This is a genomic window from Streptosporangium pseudovulgare, from assembly GCF_014648055.1.
Lineage (GTDB): Bacteria > Actinomycetota > Actinomycetes > Streptosporangiales > Streptosporangiaceae > Streptosporangium > Streptosporangium pseudovulgare.
The window spans coordinates 843365-861936 of the sequence record NZ_BMQJ01000001.1; the positions used below are offsets into that span (position 1 = coordinate 843365).

At 73.3% G+C, this 18572-nt stretch carries 17 protein-coding genes; 9 read left to right on the forward strand and 8 right to left on the reverse strand.

The genetic code is table 11. From position 1 onward, the window contains the following. The first annotated feature begins 59 nt into the window (after positions 1-59). On the forward strand, positions 60-872 hold the full coding sequence (locus IEZ10_RS03685) for an aminoglycoside 3'-phosphotransferase (protein WP_189244963.1): 813 nt from the start codon (positions 60-62) through the stop codon (positions 870-872). A 142-nt stretch (positions 873-1014) separates the two neighbouring features. Here the strand turns inward: IEZ10_RS03685 and IEZ10_RS03690 are convergent, their stop codons facing one another. Then, on the reverse strand, positions 1015-2604 hold the full coding sequence (locus IEZ10_RS03690) for a glycoside hydrolase family 3 N-terminal domain-containing protein (RefSeq protein WP_189244964.1): 1590 nt from the start codon (positions 2602-2604) through the stop codon (positions 1015-1017). Between the two features lie 363 nt (positions 2605-2967). Here IEZ10_RS03690 and IEZ10_RS03695 point away from each other — a divergent pair, with 363 nt between their 5' ends. Further along, complete coding sequence (locus IEZ10_RS03695) at positions 2968-3597, forward strand: phosphatase PAP2 family protein (RefSeq protein ID WP_189244965.1); 630 nt, start codon at positions 2968-2970, stop codon at positions 3595-3597. Positions 3598-3744: 147 nt separating this feature from the next. Continuing rightward, positions 3745-4059, forward strand: a complete 315-nt coding sequence (locus IEZ10_RS03700; protein WP_189244966.1) for a hypothetical protein — start codon at positions 3745-3747, stop codon at positions 4057-4059. A 123-nt stretch (positions 4060-4182) separates the two neighbouring features. On the opposite strand, the gene IEZ10_RS03705 is transcribed toward IEZ10_RS03700, so the two are convergent. Then, on the reverse strand, positions 4183-4839 hold the full coding sequence (locus IEZ10_RS03705) for a response regulator (protein ID WP_189245099.1): 657 nt from the start codon (positions 4837-4839) through the stop codon (positions 4183-4185). 112 nt (positions 4840-4951) lie between these two features. After that, the gene (locus tag IEZ10_RS03710) at positions 4952-6580 is read right to left on the reverse strand and encodes a histidine kinase (RefSeq protein WP_229810895.1); all 1629 of its coding nucleotides are present in this window, start codon (positions 6578-6580) and stop codon (positions 4952-4954) included. A 100-nt stretch (positions 6581-6680) separates the two neighbouring features. Between IEZ10_RS03710 and IEZ10_RS03715 the strand changes: the two genes are divergently transcribed. Then, the gene (locus IEZ10_RS03715; RefSeq protein WP_229810896.1) at positions 6681-7370 is read left to right on the forward strand and encodes a TetR/AcrR family transcriptional regulator; all 690 of its coding nucleotides are present in this window, start codon (positions 6681-6683) and stop codon (positions 7368-7370) included. Positions 7371-7627: 257 nt separating this feature from the next. Next, entirely contained in the window at positions 7628-8353 is a 726-nt protein-coding gene (locus IEZ10_RS03720; RefSeq protein WP_189244969.1) for a DNA alkylation repair protein, read from the forward strand. Between the two features lie 129 nt (positions 8354-8482). Here the strand turns inward: IEZ10_RS03720 and IEZ10_RS03725 are convergent, their stop codons facing one another. The 5 genes from IEZ10_RS03725 to IEZ10_RS03745 all read right to left on the reverse strand — a co-directional run bounded on the left by IEZ10_RS03725 (position 8483) and on the right by IEZ10_RS03745 (position 13541). Beyond that, the gene (locus tag IEZ10_RS03725; RefSeq protein WP_179818988.1) at positions 8483-9394 is read right to left on the reverse strand and encodes a carbohydrate ABC transporter permease; all 912 of its coding nucleotides are present in this window, start codon (positions 9392-9394) and stop codon (positions 8483-8485) included. After that, a complete protein-coding gene (locus tag IEZ10_RS03730; RefSeq protein WP_189244970.1) occupies positions 9394-10296 on the reverse strand; it encodes a carbohydrate ABC transporter permease in 903 nt (300 codons plus the stop codon). The genes IEZ10_RS03725 and IEZ10_RS03730 overlap by 1 nt, the downstream gene beginning before the upstream one ends. 166 nt (positions 10297-10462) lie before the next feature. Beyond that, on the reverse strand, positions 10463-11872 hold the full coding sequence (gene ngcE, locus IEZ10_RS03735; protein WP_189244971.1) for an N-acetylglucosamine/diacetylchitobiose ABC transporter substrate-binding protein: 1410 nt from the start codon (positions 11870-11872) through the stop codon (positions 10463-10465). Positions 11873-11891: 19 nt separating this feature from the next. Further along, complete coding sequence (locus IEZ10_RS03740) at positions 11892-12662, reverse strand: sugar isomerase domain-containing protein (protein WP_229810897.1); 771 nt, start codon at positions 12660-12662, stop codon at positions 11892-11894. Between the two features lie 3 nt (positions 12663-12665). Continuing rightward, complete coding sequence (locus tag IEZ10_RS03745; protein WP_189244972.1) at positions 12666-13541, reverse strand: MurR/RpiR family transcriptional regulator; 876 nt, start codon at positions 13539-13541, stop codon at positions 12666-12668. A 238-nt stretch (positions 13542-13779) separates the two neighbouring features. Between IEZ10_RS03745 and IEZ10_RS03750 the strand changes: the two genes are divergently transcribed. The 4 genes from IEZ10_RS03750 (at position 13780) to IEZ10_RS03765 (ending at position 18432) form a co-directional block, all read left to right on the forward strand. Beyond that, positions 13780-14427 carry a MerR family transcriptional regulator gene (locus IEZ10_RS03750; protein WP_189244973.1) on the forward strand — a complete coding sequence of 216 codons (648 nt, stop codon included), beginning with the start codon at positions 13780-13782 and terminating at the stop codon, positions 14425-14427. Between the two features lie 189 nt (positions 14428-14616). Beyond that, entirely contained in the window at positions 14617-15630 is a 1014-nt protein-coding gene (glnII, locus tag IEZ10_RS03755; RefSeq protein ID WP_189244974.1) for a glutamine synthetase, read from the forward strand. 373 nt (positions 15631-16003) lie between these two features. Further along, a complete protein-coding gene (locus tag IEZ10_RS03760) occupies positions 16004-16687 on the forward strand; it encodes a TrmB family transcriptional regulator (RefSeq protein WP_229810898.1) in 684 nt (227 codons plus the stop codon). A 77-nt stretch (positions 16688-16764) separates the two neighbouring features. Then, positions 16765-18432: an NAD(P)/FAD-dependent oxidoreductase gene (locus IEZ10_RS03765; RefSeq protein WP_189244976.1), complete on the forward strand. Its 1668-nt coding sequence runs from the start codon at positions 16765-16767 to the stop codon at positions 18430-18432. The last annotated feature ends 140 nt before the right edge of the window (positions 18433-18572 follow it).

The window sequence follows — 18572 nt, forward strand, 5'->3', positions numbered from 1 at the left end:
GACCCGCCCGCGGGGAAACCGTTGGTCACCGGTCCGGGGCGGGGAGGATCATGGCTGTCATGAGCCTCCCCGTCATCTCCGAGATCCCGACCGGGCCGGTGCCCGTCCCCGCCGTCGTCGCGGCGCTCGCCGGCGACGACACCGTCACCCCGGTGTGGCGCAACGAGCTCGGCGGCCTGACGTTCCGCCTCCAGGGCGCCTCCGGCGGCGACCGTTACGTCAAGTGGGTCGCCGCGGGCACCCCGGAGATCGACCTCGCCGGTGAGGCGGAGCGCCTGGCCTGGGCGCGGCGGTGGGTGACCGTCCCGCGGGTCGTCGAGCACGGCGCGGACGCCGACGGCGCGTGGCTGGTCACGGCGGCGATCCCCGGCCGGTCGGCGGTGGACCCCCGGTGGACCGCCGACCCGGCGACCGCGGCCGCCGCGATCGGCCGGGGACTGCGCCTGCTGCACGACGCCCTGCCCGTGGAGGAGTGCCCGTTCGACTGGAGCGTCGAGCGGCGGCTCGTCCGCGCGGACGAGCGCATCGCCGCCGGTGAGGGACCGGCCGACGACCTCGCCGCGCACGGGTGCGCCGACCTCGCCGAGGCCCGGGCGCGCATCGGCGCTCCGCCCCCGATCGACCGCCCGGTCGTCTGCCACGGTGACGCGTGCGCCCCCAACACCCTGCTGCGCGACGACGGCGCGTTCGCCGCGCACGTCGACCTCGGCTCGCTCGGCGTGGCCGACCGGTGGGCCGACCTCGCGGTCGCGGCGTGGAGCACGGAGTGGGACTACGGCCCGGGATACGACGGCGTTCTCTACGACGCGTACGGGATCGCCCCGGACCCCGAGCGCATCGCCTACTACCGCCTGCTGTGGGACATGGCCTGACCGGCCGCGTCCGCCCGGCCTCCGTGACGGACGGCCGGGCGGTGCGGGTCTCCCGTTCGGTGATTCGTTCTGCCCGGTTCTGGCGTTATCTCCGCCTTGACGCTTCTTTCGAGAAGGGTGCCCTTTACGAAGTAAGTCAGATTTAGCCGTCAGAGCCCGCGCACCCGGCGAGCAGCTCGGCGGCGGCCTGACCGCAGACGCGGGCGGCGCCGTACGTCGCCAGGTGGACCGCGCCGAGATCGCAGCGGTCGGGCAGTCCCATCTCGACCACGACGGCGTCCGGACGGGCGGCCAGCAGGTGTTCGAGGACGGCGGTCTGCCAGGCGTGGCGGTGGGCGTCGCGGACGACGGCGACCAGGGGGCGGCCGGCCGCCGTGGCCAGGGCGGCCTCGGTCGCTCCCCCGGTGGCCTCCGGGGCGGTCAGGCGGGTCACCGTGGTGCCGGGCAGCAGCTTGCCGAGCGGCTCGCCGACGCCCCAGGGGGTGTGCGGGTCGATGGCGAGGTTCATCTCGGGGGCGAGTTCGAGCACGTGGGGCGGGGCGGGCAGCGGGATGACGGCGGCCGAGGAACGCCGGGTGACCCGCAGCGCACGCCGGGCGGCGGCCAGGCCGACGGGAACGCCCCCGGGGCGCACGGACGCCTCCGGGGCCGGGGAACCGACCGGCACGACGGTACGGCCGGCGGCGGGCCCCCCGGGGGACGCGGAGGCGGCGGACCGGCGGGCGGGTCCCGCGGAGCCGGCCCAGAGGGCCAGCTCGCAGACCCGCTCGGCCGCGTCGGCCAGCCGTTCCTCGGGGAGCCTGCCCTCGATCACGGCGTCGGCGATGGCGTCGCGCACCTCGACGGCGGTCCGCTCGTCGGCGTGCTCGCCGCCCACGCAGATCGCGTCGGCCCCGGCGGCGATGGCCAGCGCGGACGCGCCGCCGATGCCGTGGGGCCCGGAGACCGCCTCCATCTCGATGCCGTCGGTGACGATGACGCCCTCGAAGCCCAGCTCGTCGCGGAGCAGGTCGCGCAGCAACGGGCCGCTGAGCGTGGCGGGCATGACGGGGTCGAGCGCCGGGACCAGCAGGTGACCGGTCATGACCGCCCGCACCCCCTCGGCCACGGCCGCGCGGAAGGGCGGCAGCACCACCTCGCGCAGCTCGTCGGCGTCGGCGCCGATGAGCGGCAGGCCGTGGTGGGAGTCGACGGAGGTGTCGCCATGCCCGGGGAAGTGCTTGGCGCAGGCGGCGACCCCGGCCGACTGCAGGCCGCGGATCCAGGCGGCGGTGTGCCGGGCGACCAGGGCCGGGCCGGCGCCGAAGGAACGCAGCCCGATGACCGGGTTGCGCGGGTTGGAGTTCACGTCCGCCGAAGGGGCGAAGTCGAGGTTGATCCCGGCCAGGGCGAGATCGCGCCCGAGGTCGCGGGCGATCTCCTCGGTGAGGCCGGGATCGTCCACCACGCCCAGGGCGAAGTTCCCCGGCCTGCTGCTGCCGGTGGCGGCCTCCAGACGGGTGACCTCCCCCGCCTCCTCGTCGATCCCGACGAGGACCTGCGGGTTCTCCGCGCGCAGCGCCGCGGTGAGGTCCGCGACCTGGCTCGGGGAGGCGATGTTGCGGGAGAAGAGCACCACTCCGGTCAGGCCGTCGGACAGCCGCCGCCGGAGCCAGTCGGGCGGGGTCCTCCCCTCGAACCCGGGGAGAACGACGGTGTCCGCCAGGCGAAGCAGCTCTCGGCCGCGCTTCATGCATCCTCCTCGCCCGGCGACGGCGTCTCCTGCCGTGGGCGCGCGGGCAGCACGTTGTCCCAGGGGCCTTCCCGGCGAGAGCGCTCTCCCGGGACTCCCCGCAAATCTAATAGGAAAGTTTACTAATTACCAGTGGGCTGACCGTGGGCCTTCACCCCGGTCACCGGTCCCGTTCCCCCGCAGCCGTCCCACCCCCGCGCGCCCCGCCCGCCCTCCGGAGCACACGCCGACACGTCGGGACGGAGCCCGGCGCCGGGCCGGCATTGACTAAAGTCAACGGCGGCCGGCGACGTTCGGCGACGGCCGGCCGCACCTCCCGTTCCCTACGGTCATCAGCACCATCTGGAACGACACGGAGGAAGCGTGCCCAACGAGATCGAAGACGTCCCCGACGTGAGCGCCGAGTGGTACCGGCAGATCACCGCGTTCGCCCGGACCACCCCGCACTGGTTCCAGGAGCTGGCCGAGGTCGGCACCGAGGCCGTACTGCTGGTCTTCGCCGTCCTGTATCTCGCCGCCTGGTGGCGGGCCAGACGGCGCAGCGACCGGGCCATGGCGCTGGCGCTCCTCGCCCCCGCCGCGATGGTGGCGTCCTACCTGGTCAGCGAGATCGTCAAGGACGTGCTGCGGATCGACCGCCCCTGCCGCCTGGTCCACGGCGTGGTCACCCTCACCCCGTGCCCGGAGTTCGGGGACTGGTCGCTGCCGAGCAACCACGCGACGCTCGCCGGGGCCACCGCCGTGGCACTGGCCGTCGCCTGGCGCCGCACGCTGCTCTACGTGCCGGTGCTGGCGGCGCTGGGGGCCTTCTCCCGGGTGTTCGTCGGCGTCCACTTCCCGCACGACGTCCTGGCCGGCCTGCTGCTCGGCGCGGTGGTGGCGCCACTGGTCATGTGGGCCCTGGCCGTCCCGGTGACGCGGCTGGTCGGCCGGTGGCGCGCGCACGCCACCCTCCGGACGCTGGTGCTGGACACCAGGACGGCCCGCCGCTAGGACCCGTTCCGTGGACCCCCGCCACGGCTCCACGGAACAGGTCCCGGAGCCCATGACCTCGTCCGCGCCGGGGGAACACCCGATCCGCCGGGAAACCACGCCGCCCCCCCTTGTGCGGCGGGCACCGACAAGCGATCATGAATGCCCGTGACGAAAAAGATCTTCTCCAGCATCGCCGGTATCGCTCTCGGGGCCACCGCCCTCATCGGCGCCACCGCCTCCCCCGCCGCCGCGGTGAGCGGCTGCACCAAGACCGCGAGCACCAACAACTCGGTGAGCGTCAGATGCACCAGCGGGCTTGAGACCTACTTCCGGGTCTACGGCTACTTCTGCTCCACCTCGTCCTGCTCCTACCTGCCGGGCTCCCTGGTCTCCATAGGCAGCACGAGCAAGGCCAGCAGCGGCGCCTACTACAGCGGCAAGTGGTACGTGAAGGGCTGCTACTCGACCGACGGCTGCTGAACCTCCGGGCCTGGACCTCCGGGGTCCAGGCCTCGGCCCGCCTCCCCGCGCCTCTCAGGGCGCCTCGGCACCGCCGGGTACGGGGGCCCCGCGCCCCGGCCGCCTCGCCGCGGCGGAGTCCGCTCAGGACCGCGCGGCCAGCCCCGCCTCGTGGGCCAGGATGGCGGCCTGCACCCGGTTGCGCACGCCGAGCCGGCCCAGGATCGTGCTCACGTACGTCTTGACGCTGCCCTCGGCCAGGTGCAGGCGGCGGGCGATCTCCGCGTTGGACAGCCCCGCACCGAGCAGGCCGAGGACCTCCCGCTCGCGGCCGGTGAGCGCGCCGATCCGGTCGCGGGCGGCGGCGCTCCTGGCGAGCCGGTCGCCGGCGATGCCGTCGATCACCCGGGAGGCGACCCGGGGCGACAGATAGGCGGCGCCCTCGGCGACCGCCCGCACCCCGAGCAGGAACTCGCGCGGGTCACCGGTCTTGAGCAGGAACCCGGCCGCGCCGTCACCGAGCGCCCTGGCGATGGCGGCGTCCTCACCGAAGGCGGTCATGATCAGCACCGCCGTGCCGGGGGCGACCCGGCGCAGCTCGGGGACCGCGGCCAGCCCGTCGAGGCCGGGCATCCGGATGTCCACCAGCGCGACGTCCGGCCGGTGGGCGCACACCAGCTCGACCAGGGACCGGCCGTCGCCGGCCTCGGCGACCACCTCGATCCCGGGATCGGCGGACAGGATCATCCGCACCCCCGCACGGACCACGGCCTCGTCGTCGGCCAGCACGACCCGGACCACCATGTCCCCCTCTTCCGAACCCCGCGACCCCGCGACCCCGCTGCCCTCCGGCCCGGCGGCCCGGCGGCCCGGCGGCCCGGCGGCCCGGCGGACCCCGCCCCGCCGCCCGACTCTACGGAACCCGGCCGACGGGCAGGAAATCCTTGCCCACCAGCCGCCCGCCCGCGAAGCACAGCCGGTACAGCTCCCCGCTCCGCGCACCGAAGGGGTCGGCGTGCGTGCCGTAGTACCGGCACCGGGCCCCCGCGGGCACCGGCGGCTCCCCCGCCGCCGGGCCGTCGATCCGCGTCCTGGCCGGGAGCAGGGCCTCCGCCGCGGCCTGCTCCATGCCCACCCGGATCCGCGCGAAGCCGGCCGGGGACAGCACGGAGGTGGCGGCGTCGTAGGCGGTGTACCCCACCACGGCGGCCGCCGTCCCGATGACCGTGAGCAGGGTGGCGGTGAGCGCCACCGCCCGGGTGCGGCGCACCCGGCGCCGGGCCCGCCGCAGGTGGTCGGCGGACGGCACGGGGACGTCCCGCACCGGACCGGGGACGCGGGGCAGCCTGGCCGTCAGCTCGAATCCGCCGGCCCGCTCCCCCGCGTGGAGCGACCCGCCGCACAGGCGCACCCGCTCGGCCAGCCCGACGAGCCCGTACCCCCCGCCCGGTCCCGCACCGCCCGGGTCCGCCGCCCCCACCGCCGCTCCCGCCCCGTTTCCCGGCCGGTCCGGGTCCGCCGGGCCGGCCCCGGCCGCACGGATGCCCGCGGCGCGGGGCGGCGGGCCGCCGAGGACGGTCACCACTGTCACCACGGTCTCGTCCGCGGTCCGGTCGAGCCGGACCGTCACCGGCGCTCCGGCCGCGTGCTTGGCCGCGTTGGTCAGGCCCTCCTGCACGACCCGCCGTACGGCCTGCCGGGCCATCGGGGCGAGGCCGTCCTCCCCGGGGCCGCGCAGTTCGACGTCCATGCCCGCCGCCCGAGCCCGCTCGACGAGGTCGGCGACGCCGTGCCGTACCGGGTCGGGGACGGTGTCGTCGCGGAGCACCTCGACGATCTCCCGGAGGCGGCCGGCGGCGGCGGTGACCGCCGACCGGGCCTGTCCGGCGATCTCCCGGTGGCGTTCAGCGAGGTCGGGGGCCACCTCCAGCGCGCCGATCCGCAGCGCGACCAGGCTCAGCTCGTGGCCCAGCAGGTCGTGCATGTCCCCGGCGATGCGGGCGCGCTCGCGCAGCCGTACCTGCTCGGCGACGGCGCGCTGCTCGCGCTCCAGCCGTTCGGCCCGTTCCCAGCCCGCGCGGGCCAGCTCCAGGTGCTGGTGCCGGGCGTGCCCCGCCAGCCAGGGGACGACCCCGAACAGGGCGACTCCGGCGACCGTCACGAACCAGTCCCCGGTGTCGCGGCTCAGCACCGGTACGGCGAGCACCGTCACGGCCGTGCCGGCGCCCAGCGCGATCAGCGCGGGCCGCACCCGCGGCACGCGCAGGCCCGCCAGGTAGCTCATGACGGCCAGCGCCGGGAAGCAGCCCACCGCCTTGCCGGTCCCGGCCGCGGCCAGCCAGAGCGCCGCGGTGACGAGCATCGCCGGGAGCGGGCGCGACCGGCCCAGCGCCACGGCCGCCCCGATGACGGCGGCCCCGGCGGCGATCTCCCAGGGGGTGTAGCGGTCGGCCAGCAGGACGGACCGGCCGCCCCACAGCAGGGGCAGGCACAGCACCGCCCACAGCAGGACATCCCCGGCCACCGTCGCCTTCCGCCTCACGCGGGCCACGGTATCCGGCCCCTGGTCCGCCGGGGAAAACGAGCGTGAGCTGGTGTGTTCCGGTGAACAAGCGATTGCGCAAAGGACCATAATGGGTGACGTGAACCCGCGAAAGAACTCCGGCGGCACGACCAGTGCCCCGGCCAGGCGCCAGGGCGCGGCCAGGCGCGCGACCGCGTCCGGCTCGGCCTCCGAGCGCCGTGACCACCTCGTCCAGCTGGCCGCCGAGCTCTTCGCCCGCAAGGGATTCCAGGCCACGACCGTCCGCGAGATCGCGGTGGAGGCCGGCATCCTGTCCGGGAGTCTCTATCACCACTTCGACTCCAAGGAGTCGATCGTCGACGAGGTGCTGACCACCTTCCTCGACGACCTGGTGGGCCGCTACCGCGCCGTGCTGGCGCGCGGGGGCGAACCGGGCGAGGTCCTGGCGGAGATGGTCCGCACCGGGTTCGCCGCGCTGGAGCCGCACCGCGCCGCGGTCACCGTCATGCAGAACGACTGGAACTACCTGCGATCCCTGCCCGGCGACCGCTTCGGCTACCTGGTGAAGGCCGAGGAGGAGGTCGAGCGGATGTGGATCGAGCAGATCAAGCGGGGCCAGGCCACCGGCGGGATCCGCCCCGACGTCGATCCCAAGCTCACCTACCGCATGATCCGCGACACCATCTGGGTCGCGGTCCGCTGGTTCCGGCCGGACGGCCGCCTCGACACCGCGGCCATCGCCGAGCACTACATCATGATCCTCTTCGACGGCCTGGCCACCGGCGAGCGCGGCAGCCACCCGGGCTGACGGCCCGCGGGCCACGAGCCGGGCGCCCCGCCCCGTGCCGTCCGGGTGACGGCCGCTCCCGGACGGCGGTTTCCGGGCCCGGCTTGACGCCCGGGGACGGAACCGACACGGTGATGCGAACCGGCACGGCGACGCCCGGCGGCCGGCGGGGGCTGGCCGGCGGCGGAGCCGAGGAGGATCCGGCGACGAGCCGGCGAGGAGCTGACCATGAGCGCCGGGCGGGCCACGCGCGGGGACGGCGCGGCGGACGGGGAGTGATGGACACACTGCACAAGGCCGTGCGGATCGCCCTGACGGAGGCGGCGGACCCGGGCAAGGCAGAGGCGATGCGGGCCTACATGAAGTCGGATATGCCCTTCCTCGGGGCCCAGGCGGTGCCGCGCCGTACCGCGCTCCGGAGGGTCTTCGGCGAGCACCCGCTGCGGGACGCGCGCGAGTGGCGCGAGGCGGCGCTGACGCTGTGGCGGGACGCCGAGTACCGCGAGGAGCGCTACGCCGCGATCGAGCTGACCGGTTTCCGCCTCTACCGGGCCCACCAGACGCTCGACGCGCTGCCGATGTACGAGGAGATGATCGTCACCGGGGCGTGGTGGGACTACGTCGACGAGCTGGCCGTCCACCGTGTCGGCGGCCTGCTGGCGGCCTTCCCCGACGTCATGCGCCCGCTCGTGCTGCGCTGGGCCCGCGACCGCGACCTGTGGCGGCGCCGTACGGCCATCCTGTGCCAGAACCGGTTCCGGGGGGCCACCGACCCCGGCCTGCTCTACGCCTGCATCGAGCCGAGCCTGTCCGACAACGACTTCTTCGCCCGCAAGGCGATCGGCTGGGCGCTGCGCGAGTACGCCAGGAGCAATCCCGGCGAGGTGCTCCGCTACGTCGACCACATGGGCATCACCGGCCTGAGCCGCCGCGAGGCCCTGAAGAACCTGACGGATCCCAGGAACCCCGGGGGCCCGAAGAGCCCGAAGAGCCCGGCGGTGTGAGGGCCCGGATGCCCGGCCCTCCTCCGCCCGGGTGCCCCGCCCTCCTCCGCCCGGCCGCCGGGCTGAGGGCAGAGGGCAGAGGACGGGGGACGGGGGACGGGGGACGGGGGATGGCGCGTCAGCGGGGCGTCACTTGAGCGCCCCGGCGGTCAGGCCCTTCTGGATCTGGCTCTGGAAGATCGTGTAGACCACGAGCATCGGCAGGATCGCCATGCTGAGCGCCGCGAACAGGGCCGACCAGTCGGCGTCGTAGCCCGCGGCGGTGGAGATGTCGGCGATGCCCTGGGTGAGCACCCACTTGCTCCGGTCGGAGTTGAGCAGCACCAGCGGGAGCTGGTACTGGTTCCACTGCCCCAGCACGTTGAAGATCGTCACGCTGACGATGCCCGGCCGGGCCATGGGCAGCATGATCTGGAAGAACACCCGGGTGTGCGAGGCCCCGTCCACGAAGGCGGCCTCGGCCACCGCACCGGGCAGCGTCCGGAAGAACGCCGCCAGGAAGAACACGGTGAACGGCAGCGAGTAGGCGATGTAGACCAGGACCAGCCCGGCGTGGGTGTTCAGCCCGATGAACGGCCCGACCACCGGCAGCGTCCCCATGTTCTGCACGACGAAGAACAGCGGGGTCAGCGCGAGGTAGACCGGGAAGGCCAGGCCGGAGACGAACAGGAGATAGATCGCCCGGTTGCCGACGAACCGGTAGCGGGCCAGTACGTAGGCCGCCATGGAGCCGAACAGCATGGTGCCGAACACGCCGAACGCCACGACGACCACGCTGTTGATCATGTACTGGCCGATGTGGGCCTGGTCCCACGCCCGCGCCCAGTTGTCGAGGCGCAGGGCGGCCGGCAGCGACCAGGCGTCGCCGAAGATCTCGTCCTCGCTCTTGACCGACGCCAGGAAGGTCCACGCGATCGGGACCACGACCAGGACCGTCCACACCAGCAGCGCGAGGTGCGTCAGGACCCCGAACGGGCCGAGCCGCCGCCTGCGCTCCTCCCGGGCGAGGGCCCGGCTGCGGGGTATCGCCGCTTCCGCCACTAGAACTCGATTCGCTCACGCCGCGACAGGCGCAGGGCCAGCGCCGCGAACCCGATGGTGAAGAAGAAGAGCACCACGCCCATCGCCGAGGCGTAGCCGAACTTGAAGTACTGGAAGGCCGTCCGGTAGATCTCCGCGGCCATCACGGTCGTGGAGTGGTCGGGCCCGCCGTGCTCGGCCGTCATCACCCACACGACGGCGAAGACGTCCAGCGCCGCGATGCCGAGGTAGACCCAGCCGACCTGGATGGTGTCCCACAGCAGGGGCAGGGTGATCCGGAAGAAGAGCTGCGCTCCCCCGGCGCCGTCGATCGCCGCCGCCTCGAACAGGTCACGCGGGATGGAGGCGATGCCGGCCGAGAACAGCACCACGTAGAAGCCGACCGCCTGCCAGACGAGCACGCCGAGGATCGACCACAGCGCCACGCCGGTGTCGGACAGGAAGCCGACGGGCTCGAACCCGAGGGCGATCAGCGGCGCGTTGAGCATGCCGCTCCGGTCGGGCCGGAAGACCTGCTGGAACAGCACCGCGACCACGGCCACGGCCAGCACCTGGGGGAAGAAGAACACCACCCGGTAGAACTTCGACCCCCACACGCCCGCGGCGCCGCCCCGTCCCCCGGCGTTGAGCAGGAACGCGAAGAAGAGAGCGATACCGACGGTGAGCAGCGGCATCAGGATCAGCAGGAGCAGGTTGTGGCCGACCGCCGTCCAGAAGACGTCGTCCGCAAAAAGCCTGCGGAAGTTCTCCAGGCCGACGAACGCCGGGGACGCGGTGACCCCGCGCCAGTCGGTGAGCGCGATGTAGAACGCCTGCGCGTAGGGGGCGATCACATAGATCAGGTACAGCGCCACCGGGACCGCGAGGAACCCGGTGACGAACCTCAGCCTGCCGTGGTTCACCGGCCGTCCTCCGCTTCCCCGGCCGCCGCGCCCGGCGCGCCCACCGCATCCACCGCATCCACCGCGGGCTCCGGACGCGCCGGACGCGCCGGACCCGGGGCCCGCGCCGTACGCGCCGTGCCCTGCCGTACCGCCGGCCGTCCGGCCGTGCCGCCGCTCACCCCGGTTACCTCGAGAACTTCTTCACGGAGGAGTCGTTCTTGATGGAGTCGGCCTTCTTCTGCACGCGGTCCGTCCACTGGTCGACGGTCAGCTTGCCGCTCATGAGCTGCCCGGTCGCGGCGGCCACCTCGTCGTGCATCTCGACGTACCACTTGCGGAACAGGAACCAGACGGTGTTGTCACCGGCCGCGGTCAGCGCGTCGGAGGAGCTCTTCAGGCCCGGCTTCAGGGTGCGTCCCTCGCCGGCGCCCTTGACGATGGTGAGCGTGGAGACCATCTCCATGAACTTGCCGGCGCCCTCCTTGGAGAGCATCGCGCGCATGTACTCCATGCCCGCCCGGGGGTTGCCCGACTTGGACGGCACGATGTACTCCTCGCCCGGCCGGGCGTGCACCGTGCCGTACGGCAGGGCGTCGGAGGAGGTGAAGTCCGGCAGCGGGAACATCGCGTAGTCGAAGTCGGCGGGGGTGGTGTCCTTCTGCTCGTTCTCCAGCCAGGAGCCGCAGGGCAGCATGGCGACCTGGCCCTTGTTCTGGGCGGTCTGGGTCTGGATGTGGTCCAGGCCGGCGGTGCCCTGGAGGAGGTACTTGGCGCCGAGCTCGGCGAAGGCGGTGGCGGCCTGCTTGACCGGCTCGGCCTTCCAGGCGCCGTCCTCCAGGTTGTCGATGTTCTTCAGCACGTCCTTGCCGCCGATCTTCGCGGCGAGGGTGAGGATGGTCTCGTAGATGTAGAAGGGGTGCTTGCCGGCGTAGGTGAACGGCGCGATCTTGCCGGCCTTCTTGATGGTCTCGCAGAGCTTGAGGAACTCGTCCCAGGTCTTGGGCGGCTGCCAGCCCTCGGCGTCGAAGAGCTTCTTGGAGTACCAGATGCCCCAGACGGTGGTGGCGTAGTTGAGGACGTACGGCGTGCCGTCGTAGCTGCCCAGCTCGATCGCGACGGGGTCGATCGTGTCGCGCACCTTGACGGCCGGGTCGTCCCAGCTCGGCGCGTCGAACAGCGGTGTGAGGTCGGCGAGCTGGCCGTCCTGGACGAGGGCGCCGAAGTCCATGGCGTCGGCGCCGGAGTTGTTGATGAACTCCGGGGGGTTTCCGCCGGCGAAGCGCGGCTGGAGGGTCTTGGCGATCTCCTTGGTCGCGTTGTGCTTGATCTCCAGCTTGGAGTGCTTGGCCTTGACCAGTGCTTCGTGGACGTCCTTGGCGTAGGCGTCGCCGAAGCCGCCGTCGAAGATCCAGATCTCCAGGGGTTTGTCCTCGGCGAAGCCGAGCGGGTTGGCCGCGCTGGTGGCTCCGGCGGCCGGCGCGGGCTGGGAGGCTCCGCCGTTGCCCGCGGGGGTGGCGCAGGCGGACAGCGCGGGCAGCGCGATTCCCGCGAGGACCGCGCTGCGCAGCAGCTCGCGCCGGGACAGTTGGGTCATTCTTCCTCCTGGGGGGTGATCAGGCACCTCGCCGGATCCTTCCGGCGTAGCGGTTCTCAAGGTCGCGGTTGTGCTCGTCGCCGCCGGTCACGTTGACGGACCGGTAGATCGGCGGCGTGCGGCCCGCCCCGGCCAGGGCGCGCACCACCTCGGCGACGACCATCTGGGCCAGCAGCGCGGAGGTGATGGTGGAGACCGCGCCGAACGTGCCGCCGCCCGGCAGCGGCATGATCGCGTCGCCGTACGGCGCGCCGTTGTCGAGGACCACGTCGGCGAGGTCGAGGAGCTTGCGGCCCGAGGGGTGGCGGGAGGTCATCTCCGTGCTGTGCCGTACGGAGGTCACGGCGACCAGGCCGTGACCCTTCTCCTTGACGATGGAGGCCAGCTCCACCACCGAGCCGTTCACCCCCGAGCTGGAGATCAGCACGAACGCGTCCTGGGGCCGCACGGGGGCGAGGTCGTAGATCCGCCGGGCGACGCCGGGGTCGCGTTCCAGCTCGCCGGGGGCGCCGAGGAGCACGTCCACGGGGGCTCCGCCGTACAGGACGAGGTCGCGCAGCGAGAGCCGGTTGGTGGGCACGAGCCCGCCGGCGCGGCCGGCGATCTCCATCGCGATGGCCTCGGAGTGGCCGGAGCCGAACGCCTGGATGACGCCGTCGTCCAGGACGGACGCGGTCAGCAGCGCCGCGGCCCGCCCCACGGCCTCCGCCTGCGTGCGGACGACCTCGTCCACCAGCGCCCGCGCCTCGCGGGCGTAGTCCGCGGCTCCGATCTCCATGCCGGTCCCCACTCGTCAGCTCCTTTCCACGCGGTGGCTTTCGAGCACCCGGATGGTGAGCTCGAACGCCCGGTCGGTCTGCTCGTAGGTGCGCTGCGCGACGGCGACGTAGACGGTGTCGAGGACGAACAGCTGGGAGTGGACGGCGGCCAGGCCGCCCAGCCGGAAGGTGGTCTCCCTGCTGGCGGTGGTCAGCACCAGACGGGCGAGGTCGGCCAGCGGGGAGCGGGCGAAGGAGGTGACGGCGACGGTCGTCGCGCCCCGGGCCGCGGCCTCGGCGAGCGGCTCCAGGACCTCGCGGGTGCGGCCCCGGTGGGAGACGCCGATCGCGACGTCGCCGGGGGCCAGCAGCGCCGCCTCGGCGAGGGACTCGTGGGCGTCGGCGTGGCTCCAGCAGGGCATCCCGATCCGGCGCAGCCGCCCGGCCATCATGCTCGCCGCGGCCCCGCTGGTGGAGACGCCGAAGATCAGTGTCCGGCGGGCGGCGACGACGGCGTCGGCGACCCGCGCGACGGCGGCGGCGTCGAGCTGGGCCGCGGTCTCCTGGATGAGCCGGGAGTCGGTGGCGGCCATCACGCCGATCGCGACGTCCAAGGGGTCGGTGGGGGCGATCTCGTGGCCGACGCCGGCGTCCCAGTGGGCCTGCGCGGCCCGCCCGGTCTCGGTGGCCAGCGCGACCCGCAGCCCGGCGTAGCCGGTGAAGCCGAAGACCCGGCAGAACCGGGTGACGGTCGCCGGGGAGCTGCCGCTGCGCTCGGCGAGCGCCATGATCGTGGAGCGGGCGGCCGCGGCGGGGTCGGCCAGGATGGCCTCGCCGACCCGGCGGAGGGCTCCGGGCAGCGTGGGCGTCTCGGTCTGGATGCGTCCGAGCGCGCCTGCGGCCACAGACATTCCTTTCACCAGCCGGGAGGTTGGATGAAAATTATTCTTACCGGGGGGTTACGTCAACCCCCTGCTGCTTTCCGGTGAAAAGCGACATGTCAGAGAAGGAAATCCCGCGAATTCTCGAAAATCACGCGGATTTCGCCTGGTTCCCCGGCCTTCCTACCATTCCGGCGCATCGCGGCCGGTCCGCCTCGGCCCGGCTCGCCGCTCCGGCGGCGGCCCGGGCCGCCGATACCATCCGGTCATGCGGATCTCCCAGCTCAGCGCCGCCACGGACGTCCCCGTCCCGACCATCAAGTACTACCTGCGCGAGGGCCTCCTCCCTCCCGGGGAGCAGACGTCGGCCACCCGGGCGGAGTACGGCGAGGGCCACGTGCGCCGGCTGCGCCTGATCCGCGCGCTGCTGGAGGTGGGCCGGCTGCCCATCGCCGCCATCCGCAGGGTGCTCGCCGCCGTGGACGACGAGAGCCTGGACATGCACACCGTGCTCGGCACCGCCCACTACGCCCTCGCGCCGGCGGTCGAGCCGCGGCCCGACGACGAGGACTGGCGGCGCGCCCGCGCCGAGGTGGACCGGCTGGTCGACGACCTCGACTGGCGGGTCACCCCCCTCGCGCCCGCCCGCGACGAGCTGGCCCAGGCCGTCCTGACCCTCGGCCGGCTCGGCATGCCCGCCACCGGCGAGAGGCTGCGGTCCTACGCCGAGGCCGCGCTCCGGCTGGTCACCGAGCGCGAGACCGGCGTCATCCCCTTCGACGGTCCCCGGGAGAGCGCGGTCGAGGCGCTGGTGGTCCTGACCGTGGTGTACGGCCGGGTCTTCGACGCCATGCGCCGCCTGGCCCAGGAGTCGGTCTCGGCGGACCGCTTCGAGGCCGCCGACTCACCGGACTGAACGCCGGGCCCGCCACCGGGCCGGACGCCGGGCTGGACGCCGGACCGGGGCCCCCAACCGGACATAACGTCAAAAATCCGCCAAACGGGCATCGGTAACATCCTGTTCACATACGGGCAACAGCCGGGAAACCGCTCCTTGCGAGTCTGGAAGCACACCAGACCTCTCCCTCCTCAAGGAAGTCCGCGGATGACCTTCAAGGCCGAATACATCTGGATCGACGGCACCAAGCCGACCGCCAAGCTGCGTTCCAAGACCAGAATCCTGGCGGACGGCGCCGAGCTCCCCCTCTGGGGCTTCGACGGTTCCAGCACCAACCAGGCCGAGGGCTCGTCCTCCGACCGCGTGCTCAAGCCGGTCTTCACCTGCCCGGACCCGATCCGCGGCGGCGACAACGTGCTGGTGCTCTGCGAGGTCCTCAACACCGACATGACCCCGCACGTCAGCAACACCCGGGCCACGCTCGTGGAGGTCGCCGAGCGGTTCGCCGACCAGGAGTCCTGGTTCGGCATCGAGCAGGAGTACACCTTCTTCAAGGAGGGCCGCCCGCTCGGCTTCCCGCAGGGCGGCTTCCCCGCCCCGCAGGGCGGCTACTACTGCGGCGTCGGCGCCGACGAGGTCTTCGGCCGCGACGTCGTCGAGAAGCACCTCGACCTGTGCCTGGAGGCCGGCCTGGCGATCTCCGGCATCAACGCCGAGGTCATGCCGGGCCAGTGGGAGTTCCAGGTCGGCCCGGCCGGACCCGTCGAGGTCGCCGACCACCTGTGGATGGCCCGCTGGCTGCTCTACCGTGTCGCCGAGGACTTCGACATCGCCGCCACGCTCGACGCCAAGCCGGTGAAGGGTGACTGGAACGGCGCCGGCGCGCACACGAACTTCTCCACCAAGGCGATGCGCGAGGGCTACGACGCGATCATCACCGCCTGCGAGGCGCTCGCCGAGAACGCGCTGGAGCACATCAAGAACTACGGCGCCGACGTCGAGGACCGCCTCACCGGCCACCACGAGACCGCCCGGTGGGACCAGTTCAGCTACGGCGTCTCCGACCGCGGCGCCTCGGTGCGCATCCCGTGGCAGGTCGAGGCGGACAAGAAGGGCTACATCGAGGACCGCCGCCCCAACGCCAACGTCGACCCCTACACGGTCACCCGCCTCATGGTGGACACCTGCTGCACGGCCCTGGAGAAGGCCGGCCAGGTCTGACCCTCCCGCACCGGCGCGTCACGTCCGGGCCGCGGCCGCCCCCACCGGGGACGGCCGCGGCCCTTCGCCGTTTCCGGGGGTCTTCCGTACGGCGGCCCGGCGGAAAGCCCGCGCGGCCCGAAAACCCCGCGCGGCCCGAAAGCTCCGTGCCGTCCGAAAGCCCCGCGCGGCCCGAAAACCCCGCCTGGCCCGAAGGTCCCGCGCGGCCCGAAAGCCCGGCAGGGCCGGAGAACCCGGCGGTGAGCGGCCCCACGGGACGGCCGCCGGGTGAGCGGTCCGGAGCCGGGTCCACGACTCCGACCTGGAATATGGAACCGAATTTGGCGGTTTGGGACAACACTAAATGGTGACAGCGCGCCGTAGCATGACTGCGATGCGAGACGTCGTGGAACAGTTGCAGCGCCTGGGCATGTCGGGATATGAGGCCAAGGCGTACGTCACGCTGGTCGGGGCCGGACGGCCGCTCAACGGGTACGAGGTGGCCAAGCGCTCGGGCGTGCCGCGCAGCACGGTCTACGAGACGCTGGGCAAGCTGGTGTCCCGGGGCGCCGCCTACGAGCTGCACGAGGAGGAGGGCGCCGTCGGCTACCAGCCGCTGCCGCCCGCGGCCCTGCTGGAGCGCATGCGCCGGGAGTTCGACGACTCGATGGAGTCGCTGCAGTCCTCGCTGCCCACGATCGCCGCGCCGCCCGAGGTGCCGCCGACCCACAACCTCAGGGACGCCGAGTCGCTGCTCACCCGCGCCGGGGACGTGGTGGCCGCCGCCCGCTCCGCCCTGCTCGTCGCCGCCTGGCCGGAGGAGACGGCGCTGCTGTCCCCTCTGGTCGGCAGGGCCGCGAAGCGCGGGGTCGAGGTGTCGGCGACGTGCCTCGGGACCGAGCCGGACAGGGCGGGAGACCGGGCCTGCGAGGACGACGGGAGCCGCCTCCTCGTCGTCGTGGGCGACCGCCGGGAGGCCCTGATCGGCGGCCTGGCGAACGGCGCGGGCTGGGGCGTCTACACCCAGGACCGCGCCGTGGTGCTGCTGGCCGCGCAGTACGTCGTCGGCCGCCGCTGATCTCCAGGGCGTCCGAATATTGATATGTCCTCCTATGACATCCTTCAAGGAGGCGCCGTATCCCTGGAAGGCAGACAATGGATAAACCGGTCATCGTTACGGTTGACGACGACCCGGGCGTGTCGCGGTCGGTCGCGCGTGACCTGCGCCGCCGCTACAGCCACTCCTACCGCGTCGTCCGGGCCGAGACGGCGGCCCAGGGCATGGAGAGCCTCCGCGAGCTGCGGCTGCGCGGCGACGACGTCGCGATCGTCCTCGCCGACTACCGCATGCCCCAGATGAACGGCGTGGAGTTCCTGGAGCAGGCCATGGACCTGTACCCCCACGCCCGCCGTGTGCTCCTCACCGCCTACGCCGACACCGACGCGGCGATCCAGGCGATCAACGTCGTGGACCTCGACCACTACATGCTCAAGCCGTGGGACCCGCCGGAGGAGAACCTCTACCCGGTGCTGGACGCCCAGCTCGACGCCTGGCAGCGGACCGACCGGCGTGAGACCGGCGAGCTGCGGGTGGTGGGCGCCCGCTGGTCGGCGCGATCCTACGAGGTCCGCGACTTCCTGTCACGCAACCAGGTGCCCTACCGCTGGCTGCTGGCCGACGCCCCCGAGGGCGCCGAGCTGCTCGCCGCGGCGGGCGAGACGGACACGGCCCCGCCGGCCGACCGGCTGCCGGTGGTGGTCACGGCCGAGGGCGTGACGCTCACCGCCCCCTCCGTCCCGGAGCTGGCCGCGGCCGTCGGACTGTCCACCACCCCGGCCACCGACTTCTACGACCTGGTCGTCATCGGCGGCGGCCCCGGCGGGCTGGGCGCGGCGGTCTACGGGGCCTCCGAGGGGCTGCGCACGGTACTGGTCGAGCAGCACGCCTCCGGCGGTCAGGCCGGGCAGAGCTCCCGCATCGAGAACTACCTCGGCTTCCCCGACGGCCTGTCCGGCGCCCAGCTCGCCGACCGCGCCCGCCGCCAGGCCCTGAAGTTCGGCGCCGAGCTGCTCACCGCCCGCCAGGTCACCAGCCTGGAGGCCAGGGGCCGGGCGCGGGTGATCGGCTTCGCCGACGGCGGCAGCATCGCGGCGCACACCGTGATCCTGGCCACCGGCGTCGCCTACCGGCGGCTCACGGCCCCCGGCCTCGACGGTTTCATCGGCTCCGGCTGCTACTACGGCGCGGCCCTGACCGAGGCTTCCGAGTGCGCCGGCAGCGACGTCTACGTCGTCGGCGCGGCCAACTCGGCCGGGCAGTGCGCGGTCCACCTGTCGAAGTACGCCCGCACGGTCCATCTCCTGGTCAGGGGCGACTCGCTGGAGAGGTCCATGTCGCACTACCTGATCGAGCAGATCTCCGGGCTGCGGAACGTCGAGGTGCACACCGGGACCGAGATCACCGCCGCCGAGGGCGAGGGCCACCTGGAGCGGCTGGTCCTCAAGGGGCCGGACGGCGAGCGGGCGGTGGACACCGAGCGGTTGTTCGTCTTCATCGGCGCCGAGCCGTTCACCGACTGGCTCGGCGACACGGTCGAGCGGGACGACCGGGGCTTCGTCCTCACCGGACCGGACCTGACCGCCGGCGGGAACCGTCCCCGCAACTGGCCGCTCCAGCGCGAGCCGTACCACCTGGAGACCAACGTCCCCGGTGTGTTCGCCGCCGGGGACGTGCGGGCCGACTCCATCAAGCGGGTCGCCTCGGCCGTCGGCGAGGGGGCCATGGCGGTGGCGCTGGTCCACCGTTACCTGGAGAAGGCCTGACCCCGCCCCCTCCCGGAGGGGGGAGGGGGTCCCCGGCTCACGCCGCTCGGTCGCCCGGCGGGTGATCGAGTCCTACGCGGCCGGCACCGGCCGGGTTCGGATCGGTCCGGGGGTCATCACGCGGGCCGAGTCCTCGCCCC

Excerpts from the sequence above, each read along its gene's own strand:
- IEZ10_RS03750 (WP_189244973.1), top strand. The coding sequence starts at position 13,780 with ATGCGGATCTCCCAGCTCAGCGCCGCCACGGACGTCCCCGTCCCGACC.
- ngcE (WP_189244971.1), bottom strand. The coding sequence starts at position 11,872 with ATGACCCAACTGTCCCGGCGCGAGCTGCTGCGCAGCGCGGTCCTCGCG.
- glnII (WP_189244974.1), top strand. The coding sequence starts at position 14,617 with ATGACCTTCAAGGCCGAATACATCTGGATCGACGGCACCAAGCCGACC.
- IEZ10_RS03720 (WP_189244969.1), top strand. The coding sequence starts at position 7,628 with ATGGACACACTGCACAAGGCCGTGCGGATCGCCCTGACGGAGGCGGCG.
- IEZ10_RS03685 (WP_189244963.1), top strand. The coding sequence starts at position 60 with ATGAGCCTCCCCGTCATCTCCGAGATCCCGACCGGGCCGGTGCCCGTC.
- IEZ10_RS03765 (WP_189244976.1), top strand. The coding sequence starts at position 16,765 with ATGGATAAACCGGTCATCGTTACGGTTGACGACGACCCGGGCGTGTCG.
- IEZ10_RS03690 (WP_189244964.1), bottom strand. The coding sequence starts at position 2,604 with ATGAAGCGCGGCCGAGAGCTGCTTCGCCTGGCGGACACCGTCGTTCTC.
- IEZ10_RS03745 (WP_189244972.1), bottom strand. The coding sequence starts at position 13,541 with ATGTCTGTGGCCGCAGGCGCGCTCGGACGCATCCAGACCGAGACGCCC.
- IEZ10_RS03760 (WP_229810898.1), top strand. The coding sequence starts at position 16,004 with ATGCGAGACGTCGTGGAACAGTTGCAGCGCCTGGGCATGTCGGGATAT.